The organism is Collimonas sp. OK242 (assembly GCF_900107095.1).
Taxonomy (GTDB): Bacteria; Pseudomonadota; Gammaproteobacteria; order Burkholderiales; family Burkholderiaceae_D; genus Collimonas.
On sequence record NZ_FNOR01000006.1, the window covers coordinates 160805 to 173413 of the forward strand.

Genomic DNA, 12609 nt, shown 5'->3' on the forward strand with positions numbered 1-12609 from the left:
CAAATTCAGACAATATCGACTGTATCAGACGGCGTCATTAGCCGTTGGATTCTTCGGCAAGCGCCACAGATACCAGGCCGCCATGGTCCGATAGGGACTCCAGGCCAGGGCGATGTCGCCGATCTGTTTTCTGGTCGGCGTCTGCGGCAGGTTTTTCAGCCGCCGATAGCCTTCGCGCACGCCGAAATCATCGGCGGGCAAAATGTCCGAGCGTTCCAATGTATAGATCAGCAACATCTCGACGGTCCAGCGGCCGACGCCGCGCAGGCTTGTCAGCCGCTCGATGAGAGCGTCGTCGCTGATTGTCAGGGCCTCTGCGCGTAGCGGAACGACGCCATCCAGGGCCGCCTGCGCAATGTCGTGGATAGTCGCGATTTTGCTGGCAGAGAAGCCGCAGCCACGCAATATATCGACGGGCGTATCCAGCAGCTGCTGTGCAGTCGGAAAGGCGGTGCCGCCAAACAGGGTCAGCATGCGGGCCAGGATGGCGTCGCCGGCGCGGGCATGCAACTGCTGGTAGGCAATCGCTCGCACCAACGCTTCATACGGTTCACGCGCCGGTTTAGACGCATGGCGGCAAGGCCCGATATGGGCGATATGACGGGCCCAGTCGGAGTCCAGCGCTGACAGGAATTTTTCTGCTTTACGGCAGGCGTTCCCCGATATATCCGCCGCGATCACGGTGGCGCTTGGCGAATTCTGCATTAAGCGGCCTTGCGAAAAGTCAGGTTGATCCTTTGCCTGCCGAGCAGGGGATGTTCAGCCTCCTTCAGCGGCAGCACGCCGTGATAACGCAGCCGGTCGGCGCCGCCCCAGACCACGACGTCGCCATGGAACAGTGGCACGCGAATGCTCTTGTCGCCGCGCTCCTGGCCGCCGAACAGGAATATCGCAGGAATGCCCAGCGATACGGAAACGATGGGAGCCGCATAGTCCTGCTCATCCTTGTCCTGATGCAGCGACAGCCGGGTGCCCGGCTGGTAGCGGTTGATCAGGCAAGCGTCTGGCCGAAAGCCGTCGAAACCGGCTTGCGCCGCTGCGGCTTGCGCCAGCTGTAAAAAAATCCCGGGCATGGGCGGCCAGCTGCGGCCGTGCTCCGGATCGACAGCGCTGTAGCGATAGCCGCGGCGGTCGCTGGTCCAGCCGAGAGGGCCGCAACAAGTCATGGCCACCGACATGCGAAAGCCGCCGGGCGTCACCAGATGGCGGAATGGCGATGCCTGTTGAATCGCCGCCAGCAACGGCAACAGTTGCGCTACGTAAGGCGTGGCGAAACCGCGCAATACGAATGCGTCTGGCGCTAGTTGTTGCTGGCGCTTATCAGACAATTCTTCGGTGTCGAACAAATCTAAAGTCATGTAATGCTCGTCATACAGCGTCGTGGAAAATAACGCCTAGCGTGTGTCGCGATCCGGAGCGGATACGGCTGACGCCATGTCGTAAATTTACTCTGTAAACGCCGCGCTGGCCGTGTACCGGGCGATGATGGACGGCAAACACCACGGCGTCGCCCTGGCTCAAGGGAATTACCTCGGGGCGCGATTGCATGCGTGGCCGTTGCTCGGTCATCACGAACTCGCCACCGCTGAAATCGCGTCCCGGTGCGGATAGCAGGACCGCTGCCTGGAGCGGGAAAACATGTTCGCCGTACAGGTCTTGGTGCAGGCAGTTATAGTCGCCCCTGCCGTATTGCAGCATGAGCGGGGTTGGCCGCAACTGGCCTGCGGCGTGGCAGCGGGCGATGAAGTCGGCATGTCGTTGCGGGAAGCGGGTGGCGATATGCATGGTTTCGTTCCAGCGGTTGGCAAGCGGCGCCAGCAGAGGATAGAGGGCGTTGCGCAAGTTGCCGATCAGGTCGGGTAAGGGGTAGCTGAAATACTTGTATTCGCCGCGGCCAAAGCCATGGCGTTCCATCACGACCCGGCTGCGGAAAATATCGTCGCGCGCATAAAGCGCGATCAGTGCGGTGCATTCCTCTGAAGTCAACAAGCGCGGCAACAGTGCACTGCCGTAGCTGTCCAGATCTTGATGGAGGTTTTCCCAGTCGATGCGCTTGAGCCGGTCTGCGACGGTGTCGACGGCCTGCGCGGCGTTCATGCCGGCACCTCGCGTTGCCGCAGGCAGCGGGCCGTGTTGTGCAATGTGTCCATCGTTTGTTCCTGAGTGACTAACAGAGCCCCAGTGTAAGCAAGCTGTCGGGGCGCCGCACTCCGACTCTTGCTGTCGAATTCGAACGCCAAACAATGACTCACACGATTTCTATTCCCGCGAGCGCTCACGAAACTGCAGCGGTTGTTCCTCAGCGGCAGACACCGAACCACATCCGGTAGAACACGATCCGCACCCGCTGCCACATCCTGCAGCCGCAGCCACCGGCTGCAGGCGCTTGCCGATCGCCCGCAGCGCTGCCGGTTGAGAGGCCGCACTCAATGAGTTTGCCACCGCCTCCTGCCAGCGCCGACTGGTAGCGGGCAGCAATCGGCGGCAGGCATAAATCAAGCTGGCGATCACTGCCGCGCCGATCACGATGGCCTGGATTACGAGAAATGGCGTCATGTCAGGAGCTTCGTAATTTGATAAGTAAGGAAAGCGGCAAGGTAGGCCAGGCCGAACAGGTAGGTAGTGGCAAAGGCGACGATTTTCCAAGAGTTGGTTTCACGGCGCATCACCGCCAGCGTCGACATGCATTGCGGTGCAAACACATACCAGGCCAGCAGCGCCAGCGCGGTTGCCAGCGACCATTGGTGGGCAATTACCGGGCCCAGCTGCGACGCGATCATGTCTTTGTTGCCCGCCATGGCGTACACGGTTCCCAGCGCCGACACGGCGACTTCGCGTGCGGCCATGCCGGGCACCAGCGCAATGCAAATCTGCCAGTTAAAACCGATAGGGGCAAAGATATATTCGAGCAGATGGCCGATCCTGCCGGCCAGGCTGTAATCGATAGCCGGCATGGTCGCGCCTGCCGGCGGGCCGGGAAAGGTCGACAAGAACCACAACAGCACGGTGAGCGCGAGGATGATGGTGGTGACCCGGCGCACAAAAATCATCGCCCGTTCCCACAGGCCGATGGCGATGTTGCGTGCGCCGGGCAAGCGATAGGACGGTAGTTCCATCAGCAATGCGTGCTCGCTCTTGTCCTTGCGCACACGCTTGATGACCCAGGATACCGCCAGCGCGCTGACGATGCCCGCCACATACAGCACGAACAGGACCATGCCTTGCATATTGAACAGGCCCCAGACGCTGCTGTTCGGGATGAAGGCGGCGATCAGCAAGGTATACACCGGCAGCCGGGCCGAGCAAGTCATCAGCGGCGCTACCAGGATGGTGGTCAGGCGGTCGCGCGGATCCTGGATGCTGCGGGTGGCCATGATGCCGGGAATCGCGCAGGCGAAACTGGACAGCAGCGGAATGAATGAGCGGCCGGTGAGACCGGCTTTGAACATCATGCGGTCAAGCAGGAAGGCCGCGCGCGGCAGGTAGCCGGATTCTTCCAGCATCAGGATAAAGAAAAACAGAATCAGGATTTGCGGCAGGAATACCAGCACGGTACCCAGCCCGCCGAAGATGCCGTCGCTGATCAGGCTGCGCAGCAGGCTTTCCGGCATCGCGCCGGCGACCCAGGCGCCGACCGCGCCGACGCCGGCCTGGATACCCGCCATCAGCGGTTGTGCCCAGGAAAAAACTGCCTGGAAAATAAAGAACATGATGGCCGCCAGCAGCGCCAGTCCGAATACCGGATGCAATACCCAGCGATCGATCATATCGTCGATCATCGACGTGTTGCGCGGCATGGTGACTGCTGCCGCCAGCATGCTGCGCACCTGTGCGTGCAAGTCGTCGTCGACGCCGCCGGCCGCTGGCGCCGGTGCCGGTGCTGTTGCAGCGGCCTGGTCCAGATGCCGGATCAGTTCGCCTGCGCCGCCGCTGCGTACTGCCACGGTTTCGATCACCGGAATGCCGAGGCGGCGTTCGAGTTCTTCGCGGTCGATCGCGATGCCGCGCTTGCGGGCGGCATCCATCATGTTCAATGCCAGCACCATGGGCCGGCCCAGCCGTTTGACTTCCAATACAAAGCGCAAGTGCAAACGCAGATTGGTCGCGTCGGCAACACAGACCACCAGATCCGGCAATGCCTCGCCGGGCATTTGGCCCAGGCAAACTTTACGGGTAATCATCTCGTCCGGGCTGGTCGCTTCCAGGCTATACGCACCGGGCAAGTCGAGTAATTGGAACACTCGCCCGGAAGGGGCGGTAAAGCGGCCTTCCTTGCGCTCTACCGTGACGCCGGCGTAGTTCGCCACTTTCTGGCGGCTTCCGGTCAATTGGTTGAACAGGGCGGTCTTACCGCAGTTTGGGTTGCCGACAAGGGCGATGCGGAAGGAGGATGCGCTAGACATGAGGCTGTGGCTGAGTAATTCAGGACGCAGGATTAACGTGGACCCGGTGCGCTTCGACGCGACGCAGGGCGAAACGAGTGAAGCCGATTTGTATCATCAGCGGATCAGCGCCAATCGGGCCGCGCGCCACCAGGCTCACTGCCTCTCCCCGGACAAAACCCAACTCGCGCAGCCGGTTGGCAATCGGGTCCAGCTCCAACACGTCTTCCACGTATTCGATCACTGCAGGGGTGAACGGGGTCAAGTCGCAAAGTCTCATACAAACGCCATGATCAATAATGATTCTCATTATATACATTCACGACGCTCCTTACGTGCCTGGCGAACAAAACAAGGGTCAACCAGGGACGGTGACGGTTAGGCATCGCAACAAAGCTTTGCGTGTCAGCCTCGTTCTTGCCCGGCAGATAGTGTCTTGCTGCTCTCCCGGCCGCTGAAAATGACATGGCGTGCTTGACAGCGCTACCTCCTTTGCGTTTTACTTAGCGCAATTTTCCGCACCGCAACAAATTTCATCGGCTATTTTCGGTAGCGCTAACATCTGCAGTGTCAAATTTGCAATGAGTTTGCAGTGGGTTTGTAACGGTTTTGCAAAATTGATCAACTTTATCTCAACGAATAATCGGATTTCGCATGCGCCTTCATAAAATATTTGTCCTGTCAGCGTTGTTGACTGCCGCTTTTTGTCACGCTGAAACTGGCGTGACGGCCACCACCATTACCCTCGGCCAGTCGGCGGCGTTTACCGGCCCCGCCAGGGAGCTGGGCAAGGGAATGAATGAAGGCGCGCAAGCGTATTTCGATCAGGTCAACGCCAGCGGCGGTGTGTTCGGCAGAAAAATCATCCTTAAGGCGCTGGACGACGGCTATGAGCCGGACCGGGCGGCGGCGAATACCCGCCAATTCATCGAACAGGACGACATACTAGCCCTGTTCGGCTATGTCGGCACGCCGACCTCGAATGCATCGATTCCAGCCTTGACCAAGGCCAGGCTGCCGTTTTTCGCGCCTTTTACCGGCGCCCAGTCGCTGCGCGAACCGTTCAATCGGAATATCTTCAACGTCCGCGCCAGTTACTTTGCCGAGACGGAAAAAATCGTGCAGCAAATTACCACGCTGTCATTGAAACGGATCGCCGTCTTTTATCAAGATGACGCCTACGGCAAGGCTGGCCTGGAAGGGGTGACGCGGGCGCTGAAGAAACGCGGCATCGAGGTGGTCGGGCTAGGCACGGTGGAGCGCAATAGCGTGGATGTCAGCGATGCCGTTGCCAAGATCCGGCAAAGCAAGCCGCAGACGGTCATCATGGTGTCAGCCTACAATTCCAGCGCTGCCTTCATCAAAGCGATGATAGCGGCCGGCAGTCCGCCATCGTTCTGGAACATTTCGTTCGTCGGCAGCCAGCAGCTGGTGAATGCATTGGGCAAGGACGCCAGCGGCGTGCAGATTGCACAAGTGATGCCCGCGCCCTGGGATGAAGTCAATGCCATCGTCAAGGAATACCGCAAGTACTACCTGCAAAACGGCAAGAGGGAATGGGATTACGTCAGCATGGAAGGCTTTATTGCGGCCAAGGTCCTGGTTGAAGGTCTCAAGCGTGCCGGCAGCAACCTGTCGCGCGACGGCTTGATCCGGGCACTGGAAACCATCAACCATTATGACGCCGGCGGTTATTTTGTGACCTTCAGCCCGAGCAATCACAATGGTTCAGAGTTCGTCGACCTGACGATGGTCGCCAAGAGCGGCAGATTCCTGCACTGAATTGTCGGAATTATTCGAATACCGCCGTCACCACGTGTTTTATTTCCTGAAACGCGTGCAAGCCCCAAGGCCCCAGCTCGCGGCCTATGCTGCTTTTTTTTCATGCCGCCCCACGACGTTTGCGGGCTGAGTCACCTTCAGCCAGTACTGCATGGAGCATGCGCTGCCGCTTGCATGAGTGCTTGAGTTGTTGGATAGGCTGATGGGCAAATTACGCCCAATCTTATTTGGGATTGATGTTTTTACAATTGTTATCAATTCTGCATTGTCTCCCTTCCAAGCGTTTCTTGTCAGATCGGCTGGCTGGCCATCTGAAAATGGCTCTACGCTACATTTCGACACAATAGGGTTCTCGCTCTAAAGCTTATGGTACTACCACCCGCTGGTATCAGGTATTATCGACAGCTACAGGAAGAGTGTTTGATAGGAAACTTTCTTGGTGATACGCCGCACGGCTGTCCCCGCACCCCTGAATACATAATAAAGAATTGCCCCGTTTACGGGGTTGAGACTAGTCTGAAGTTGCAATAAGCAATGGTTGGACGATTAACATTCGACTAAAACTACGATTTTGATGAATTTCATTCTGTATTCGGATATTGGCGAAAGTACGATCGATAAAAGCCTTGGTTTACCAGAGTACAGCTATTATTTCGTCTTGAAAGCCTTTCGTGCCGTGTTGGCGGAACTCGGTACGGTCACGCTGGTACGTTCTCCGGAAACTGAAGTCGACGCGCTGTTTGAAGAATGCCGGCAGCGTGGCGAGGATTGCGTGTTTCTGTCCTTTTCCCCGCCGAACAAGACGCAGATCAATCTCAAGTGCCCGACGATTTCAGTTTTCGCCTGGGAATACAGCAATATTCCCGATGAAATATGGGATGACGATGCGCGCAACGACTGGCGTGTAGTGTTTGCCCGTCACGGCAGAGCGATAACGCTGTCCAGCTATACCGCCCGTACTGTCAAAGATGCGATGGGCCAGGCATTCCCGGTTCTTGCTGTACCAGCGCCTCTGTGGGAACAATATGCAAGTGCTCGCGCGCGATTCGGGGGTGCCCTGCCGGCCAGGAAAAGTACGCTTTTGCTGCGCGGCACGGTGATCGATAGCCATCTGCTGGGTTTGTCCGCGGATGGTTTGATAGCCCATATCACCCCCCCTCGGATACCGGGTGTACCAGCGGAAGAATCGCCGCAGGCAATTGCGCAGCCGTTACCGGAGGCGCAAGCGCCGGTACAGGAAAAAAACCTGCGTTATCGCCTGGCAGTGACTAAACGCCATCTGTTGACCTGGTACCGCGAGGCATTGCGCGATCTGCTGCCGCTGTGGCTAGCCAAGACGGTAGCGGTGAGCGGACGCAGCAGCTATACCTTAGGGCGTGCCATAGCGGGCAGGCCGCTCAGGAAAACGCAGCCGCTGCCGACAGGATCGGCTCCACTCCCGGCGAAAACGGGAGTGGACGCGCCAGCCCCGGCTGCTGCCCAGGAACATGAAGCGCTGGTCAACCTGGAGGGGGTGATTTACACCTCCATCCTCAGCCCAAAGGATGGCCGCAAAAACTGGTTCGACATGGTGACGGCGTTCTGCTGGACCTTCCGCGACGTGGAAGACGCAACGCTGGTCCTGAAGATGAACGAGCGCGATTTGTCGGTGTATCACAACACCTTGCTGACCTTGCTGTCGCAGTTGGCGCCATTCAAATGCCGCGTCCTGACCTTGCATGCCTACCTGGATGACGCGACCTATGAAGAATTGATCGGCGCCACCAGCTTTTACGTCAATACTTCGCTGTGTGAAGGCTTGTGTTTGCCGCTGATGGAATTCATGTGTTGCGGCAAGCCGGTGATCGCGCCGCTGCATACGGCGATGGAAGATTATATTGACGACGGCGCTGCCTTCATCGTCAAGTCCAGTCTTGAACACAATGTCTGGCCGCACGATCCGCGCGACTTGTTCCGTACCTTGCGCTATCGCCTTGACTGGGAGTCGATCTGTACCGCGTATGAGGATAGTTACCAGGTGGCGAAGCAGCAGCCTGAAAAATATATTGCAATGAGCGAGCACGCCATGGCGCGTCAGGCGGCGTATTGCTCAGGCGCTGTCGTGAAGGAACAGCTGCGCAATTTCTTTCTGAAACCCGGTGTCTGATGATTATTATTGTTTACTCCGAAACCAACGCCGGCTCGATTGAAAGCAATCTGGGACTGCCGGAATACAGTTACTACTTTGTATTGAAGGAATTCCGCCCGGTGCTGGAGCAGCTGGGCATCGTGGTTGCCGTCAGCGATCCAGCGCGGGAGGTGGATGCCATCTACAGGAGCGCCAGGGCGCACGGAGAATCTTGCGTATTCCTGTCATTTTCGCCGCCGCACAAGACTGTGGTCGATCTTGTTTGTCCGACCATTCCGGTATTTGCGTGGGAATTCAGTACGCTGCCCAATGAGGTCTGGTTTGGCGAGCCGCGCCATGACTGGCGCTATGTCTTCAATAAGCTTGGCAGCGCGATCACGCATTCGGTATTCACCGCGGACTCTGTCAGGCGGGCGATGACGCCAGAGTTTCCGGTGGTGTCTATCCCGGCGCCGGTCTGGGATCGTTTTGCAGTATTGCGTGAAAAATTATCGATTGCAAATCATCCGGACGGCGTGGTGCTGAATGTCGCCGGCACCGTGATTGATAGCCGCAGCGTCGACCTCTCTCCCTATAGTCCGCCGCGCCGGCGCGATCCAAAACCGGATCTGCTGCGGCCGCCGGCGCTTGCCCGGCGCGAGCCGATCCAAGTGCATGTCGGTGGCGTGGTGTATACCTCGGTCTTCAATCCGTATGACGGCCGCAAGAACTGGTATGACATGATCAGCGGCTTCTGCTGGGCCTTCCGTGATGTCGAAGATGCCACGCTGGTGCTGAAGCTGACGCATAACGATGCGCGCATCGGCATCGATAACCTGCTCGAAAATGTCTACAAGCTGACACCGTTCAAATGCAGGATTCTATTGATTCACGGTTATCTGAGCGACGCCGATTATGAAAACCTGGTGTCCGCGACCACCTATGTCCTGAATACCTCGCATGGTGAAGGGCAGTGCCTGCCATTGATGGAATTCATGTCTTGCGGCAAACCGGCCATCGCGCCGGTCAACACGGCAATGGCCGACTATGTCGATCGCGACAATGCGTTTGTGCTGGACTCCAACACCGAACCGAGCCACTGGCCGCACGATCCGCGCCAAGCCTATCGTACCCTGCGTTACCGCATAGACTGGGGCACTTTGCTTGCCGCCTACAAGGAAAGTTACCGCGTCGCCAAACAAGATCCGGAAAAGTATCGGAAGATGGCGCAGCACGCGGTACGGCAATTGCAGCTGCATTGCTCTCGCGCCGTCGTCAAAGAGCGCTTGCTGGCTTTCTTTGCCAGCCATGCCGGTGTAGGGGATGGTGATGGAAACGGCGGAAACAATGCCCCGCAGGTTGCGGAAAAGGCATCTGCATGATCAGCTTCCTTTCCGACCGGCTGCGGCTGTTCAAGGCAAAGACCAGCGAGAAGGTGGCACTGCCGCAGCTGGTATCGGCGGACGGCGTAGTTGATTCACGCATCTGCGGCTTGGTTGATAACGTGCAAAGCGGCTGGTTCCGCCAGGACAGCGGCGAGTTGCTGGAAGGATTTCCGATTACGCCGGCGGATGTGGTCCTGGACGTTGGTTGCGGCGAGGGTGGGGCGACCATGTTCGCGGCGCGTTGCGGCGCGCATGTGATTTTTTCTGATACTGATGAAGCACAGGTAGCGCGACTGTCGGCAAAAGTAACCGGCAGCCCGGCGCGCGGCTCGCAGGGGCTGGTCTGCGATACCAATCCGCTGCCGCTGCCCGATGGCTGCGCCAGCCGCATCATCGCCATGGAAATGCTGGAGCACGTCGACGATCCGGCGCAGGTGTTGGCGGAACTGGTGCGCGTCGGACAGCCGGGAGCGCTGTATTTGCTGACCGTTCCAGATCCGGTCGGCGAAGGTTTGCAAAAACAGCTGGCGCCGGCATCGCATTTTCAAAAACCCAACCATATCCATGTGTTCGAGCGCGATGCGTTTGCAGCGCTGGTGACCGGCGCCGGATTGCAGATCGAACGACGCCAGGCCTCCGGTTTCTTTTGGTCGCTCTGGATGTGCCTGTATTGGGCCAGCGAATCCGGCAACAATGGCGCCACGCGCGACAACATCAAGCCGCCTTACCCCCCTTTACTCGATGAATGGGCAAAAACATGGCATCACTTGATTTCGCTGCCCGAGGGCGCCAGGATCAAGCAGGTACTGGATAGCGTCATGCCGAAAAGCCAGGCCATCATCGCCCGTAAACCGGGCCACAGATAGACTAGCGGAGTTGATTGCACATGAATCATCGCATCAAGGATATCGAACTGTTGCGCGGCATCGCGGTGATTTTCGTGCTGGTCGAACATACGCGCTTCAATTTGTTCGGGCAGCCAAATCGCCTGCTTGAATTCCTGTACACCTATTTCGGCGGCTGGACCGGTGTCGATCTGTTTTTTGCGATTTCAGGATTCGTGATCGCCCGCGACCTGATTCCGCGCCTGAACCGAAGTAATGGACAGCAGCTCTCTGTCATGCAAGTTTTCTGGGTGCGCCGGGCGTCGCGCCTGTGGCCGTCGGCGTGGTTATGGCTGGCGCTGATCCTGGTGGCTACCGTCATGTTTAATAAGTCGGGTGTATTCGGCTCCCTGAAAACCAATCTGGATGCCACGTTGGCCGGGGTATTCAATTACGGGAATTTCCGTCTGCAAGAGGTGTTCGGCCGTTCGGATTATGGTTCCAGCTTTCCTTACTGGAGCTTGTCGCTGGAAGAACAGTTTTACCTGCTGCTGCCGGTCGTGGCGATTGTTTTCCGCCGCTGGCTGCCTTGGGTGCTGTTGATGCCGGTAGTGCTGCAGCTGTGCGCCAACCGCCACGTCAGCCTGTTTCTGATGACCACACGCTCCGATGCGCTGCTGCTTGGCGTGCTGCTGGCGATATGGAGCGGGCATGGCAGTTACCGCAGATTTGAACCGCTATTCCTGAAGAATCATCTGTGGCTGCGCTGGCTGGTGCTGGCGTTGCTGGCGGTCGGACTGGGTGCGATGGGTTCTTCCCGCTATGAGAATTTCCGCTTTTGGGTTGGCGCCGTGGCATTGCTGTCGATCGCATTGGTATTCATCGCATCGTATGACAAGGATTATCTGATGCCTGACAATCCGTTGAAGAAGATTTTCCTATGGTTCGGAAGCCGTTCCTATGCACTCTATCTGACACACATACCGGCTTATCTGGCCACTCGCGAGATCTGGTTTCGGATCGCGCCCGTCGATACCATTTTCGATAAAACTTATAACATACGCCTGGCGCTGACGGCGATTGTACTGGTGTTGATTTTCAGTGAATTGAATTATCGTTTTGTTGAAACTCCTTTCCGCGCGCGCGGCAAAAAACTTGCCGAGCGCATCAGCATGCGACAGAACTGGCTCCCGACATGGTCGTTCAGATTCCGCAGCCAGCCTTCGATCACTGCGGACAGCGAGAAATCATAGTATGCGGAAATTTATCAAGAGCCTGTTCGGCCTGTCCGGTATTGGACAAGCAGATATCGTCGTTCCAGCAATGGCGCCATCCCCGGGGGCGCAAGTCGCACCGAATGATTCTGCACCGGTTGATTCCTTCCATATCGGTTTGCGCGATGCGTTGGCCAGCGGCTGGTATCTGCAGGAAAGCGATGAACTTTATCGCGGGTTTGCTATCAGTGCTGAAGATGTGGTGCTCGATGTCGGCTGTGGCGATGGCGGTAATTCCTTATTTTGCGCTTTCCGCGGCGCGCATGTGATTGTTGCCGATATCGACGCGCTCAAGGTGGAATCCACCAGGCAGCGTCTGGCGGATACTCCGGCGCGGCGGGTGCAAGGCGTGGTAAGCGACGCCAATCCTTTGTTGCTGGAAGACGGCATTGCATCCAAGGTGATTTCAATGGAAGTGCTTGAGCATGTCGACGATACGGCGCAGTTTTTGAGCGAGCTGGTCAGGGTCGGCAAGCCGGGTGCGCAGTATCTGCTCTCGGTGCCGGATCCGGTGCAAGAACATTTGCAAAAGAAAGTGGCGCCGGCCTCGCATTTTGAGAAGCCGAACCATATCCGCATTATTGAACGCGCCGAATTCGAGAAGATGGTTACAGACGCAGGCCTGGTCATCGAAAGTCACGAATATTACGGTTTTTACTGGTCCGTCTGGTGGCTGTTTTTCTGGGTCTGCAAAGTCGATCTGAGCAGCGCCCATCACCCCTTGCTGGATAGTTGGGCGAAAACCTGGGATATCTTGATGGATAGTCCCAACGGCGAGCACGTCAGGAATACCTTGAATGATTTCATGCCGAAAAGCCAGGTGATTATTGCGCGCAAGCCGTAATAGAGCACACG

At 57.6% G+C, this 12609-nt stretch carries 12 protein-coding genes; 6 read left to right on the top strand and 6 right to left on the bottom strand.

The window, feature by feature from the left end:
- Positions 1 to 24: 24 nt before the first annotated feature.
- The 6 genes from BLV81_RS08060 to BLV81_RS08085 form a co-directional block, all read right to left on the bottom strand.
- Positions 25 to 705 (bottom strand): DNA-3-methyladenine glycosylase family protein, encoded by a 681-nt coding sequence (locus BLV81_RS08060; RefSeq protein WP_092354201.1) that lies wholly within the window; start codon positions 703 to 705, stop codon positions 25 to 27.
- Positions 705 to 1358 carry a DNA oxidative demethylase AlkB gene (alkB, locus tag BLV81_RS08065; protein WP_092354203.1) on the bottom strand — a complete coding sequence of 218 codons (654 nt, stop codon included), beginning with the start codon at positions 1356 to 1358 and terminating at the stop codon, positions 705 to 707. The genes BLV81_RS08060 and alkB overlap by 1 nt, the downstream gene beginning before the upstream one ends.
- Before the next feature lie 10 nt (positions 1359 to 1368).
- Positions 1369 to 2097 carry a 2OG-Fe(II) oxygenase gene (locus BLV81_RS08070; protein ID WP_092354205.1) on the bottom strand — a complete coding sequence of 243 codons (729 nt, stop codon included), beginning with the start codon at positions 2095 to 2097 and terminating at the stop codon, positions 1369 to 1371.
- 162 nt (positions 2098 to 2259) lie between these two features.
- A complete protein-coding gene (locus tag BLV81_RS08075; protein ID WP_092354207.1) occupies positions 2260 to 2556 on the bottom strand; it encodes a DUF6587 family protein in 297 nt (98 codons plus the stop codon).
- Positions 2553 to 4403 carry a ferrous iron transporter B gene (locus tag BLV81_RS08080; protein ID WP_092354209.1) on the bottom strand — a complete coding sequence of 617 codons (1851 nt, stop codon included), beginning with the start codon at positions 4401 to 4403 and terminating at the stop codon, positions 2553 to 2555. The genes BLV81_RS08075 and BLV81_RS08080 overlap by 4 nt, the downstream gene beginning before the upstream one ends.
- Positions 4404 to 4422: 19 nt before the next feature.
- Positions 4423 to 4647, bottom strand: a complete 225-nt coding sequence (locus tag BLV81_RS08085) for a FeoA family protein (RefSeq protein ID WP_255365050.1) — start codon at positions 4645 to 4647, stop codon at positions 4423 to 4425.
- A 389-nt stretch (positions 4648 to 5036) separates the two neighbouring features.
- Here BLV81_RS08085 and BLV81_RS08090 point away from each other — a divergent pair, with 389 nt between their 5' ends.
- The 6 genes from BLV81_RS08090 (at position 5037) to BLV81_RS08115 (ending at position 12598) form a co-directional block, all read left to right on the top strand.
- Positions 5037 to 6164: an ABC transporter substrate-binding protein gene (locus BLV81_RS08090; RefSeq protein ID WP_092354213.1), complete on the top strand. Its 1128-nt coding sequence runs from the start codon at positions 5037 to 5039 to the stop codon at positions 6162 to 6164.
- Between the two features lie 574 nt (positions 6165 to 6738).
- Positions 6739 to 8310, top strand: a complete 1572-nt coding sequence (locus tag BLV81_RS08095; RefSeq protein WP_092354215.1) for a glycosyltransferase — start codon at positions 6739 to 6741, stop codon at positions 8308 to 8310.
- Complete coding sequence (locus BLV81_RS08100; protein WP_218134259.1) at positions 8310 to 9653, top strand: glycosyltransferase; 1344 nt, start codon at positions 8310 to 8312, stop codon at positions 9651 to 9653. The genes BLV81_RS08095 and BLV81_RS08100 overlap by 1 nt, the downstream gene beginning before the upstream one ends.
- Positions 9650 to 10522, top strand: coding sequence for a class I SAM-dependent methyltransferase (locus BLV81_RS08105; RefSeq protein WP_176992796.1), 873 nt, complete (start codon positions 9650 to 9652; stop codon positions 10520 to 10522). The genes BLV81_RS08100 and BLV81_RS08105 overlap by 4 nt, the downstream gene beginning before the upstream one ends.
- Before the next feature lie 20 nt (positions 10523 to 10542).
- Complete coding sequence (locus BLV81_RS08110; protein WP_092354217.1) at positions 10543 to 11733, top strand: acyltransferase family protein; 1191 nt, start codon at positions 10543 to 10545, stop codon at positions 11731 to 11733.
- Position 11734: 1 nt separating this feature from the next.
- A complete protein-coding gene (locus BLV81_RS08115; protein ID WP_092354219.1) occupies positions 11735 to 12598 on the top strand; it encodes a class I SAM-dependent methyltransferase in 864 nt (287 codons plus the stop codon).
- The last annotated feature ends 11 nt before the right edge of the window (positions 12599 to 12609 follow it).

What these genes read in the sequence shown, in the direction of transcription:
- BLV81_RS08060 (WP_092354201.1), bottom strand. Translation starts at nt 705, where the DNA reads ATGCAGAATTCGCCAAGCGCCACCGTGATCGCGGCGGATATATCGGGG.
- alkB (WP_092354203.1), bottom strand. Translation starts at nt 1,358, where the DNA reads ATGACTTTAGATTTGTTCGACACCGAAGAATTGTCTGATAAGCGCCAG.
- BLV81_RS08070 (WP_092354205.1), bottom strand. Translation starts at nt 2,097, where the DNA reads ATGAACGCCGCGCAGGCCGTCGACACCGTCGCAGACCGGCTCAAGCGC.
- BLV81_RS08075 (WP_092354207.1), bottom strand. Translation starts at nt 2,556, where the DNA reads ATGACGCCATTTCTCGTAATCCAGGCCATCGTGATCGGCGCGGCAGTG.
- BLV81_RS08080 (WP_092354209.1), bottom strand. Translation starts at nt 4,403, where the DNA reads ATGTCTAGCGCATCCTCCTTCCGCATCGCCCTTGTCGGCAACCCAAAC.
- BLV81_RS08090 (WP_092354213.1), top strand. Translation starts at nt 5,037, where the DNA reads ATGCGCCTTCATAAAATATTTGTCCTGTCAGCGTTGTTGACTGCCGCT.
- BLV81_RS08095 (WP_092354215.1), top strand. Translation starts at nt 6,739, where the DNA reads ATGAATTTCATTCTGTATTCGGATATTGGCGAAAGTACGATCGATAAA.
- BLV81_RS08100 (WP_218134259.1), top strand. Translation starts at nt 8,310, where the DNA reads ATGATTATTATTGTTTACTCCGAAACCAACGCCGGCTCGATTGAAAGC.
- BLV81_RS08105 (WP_176992796.1), top strand. Translation starts at nt 9,650, where the DNA reads ATGATCAGCTTCCTTTCCGACCGGCTGCGGCTGTTCAAGGCAAAGACC.
- BLV81_RS08110 (WP_092354217.1), top strand. Translation starts at nt 10,543, where the DNA reads ATGAATCATCGCATCAAGGATATCGAACTGTTGCGCGGCATCGCGGTG.
- BLV81_RS08115 (WP_092354219.1), top strand. Translation starts at nt 11,735, where the DNA reads ATGCGGAAATTTATCAAGAGCCTGTTCGGCCTGTCCGGTATTGGACAA.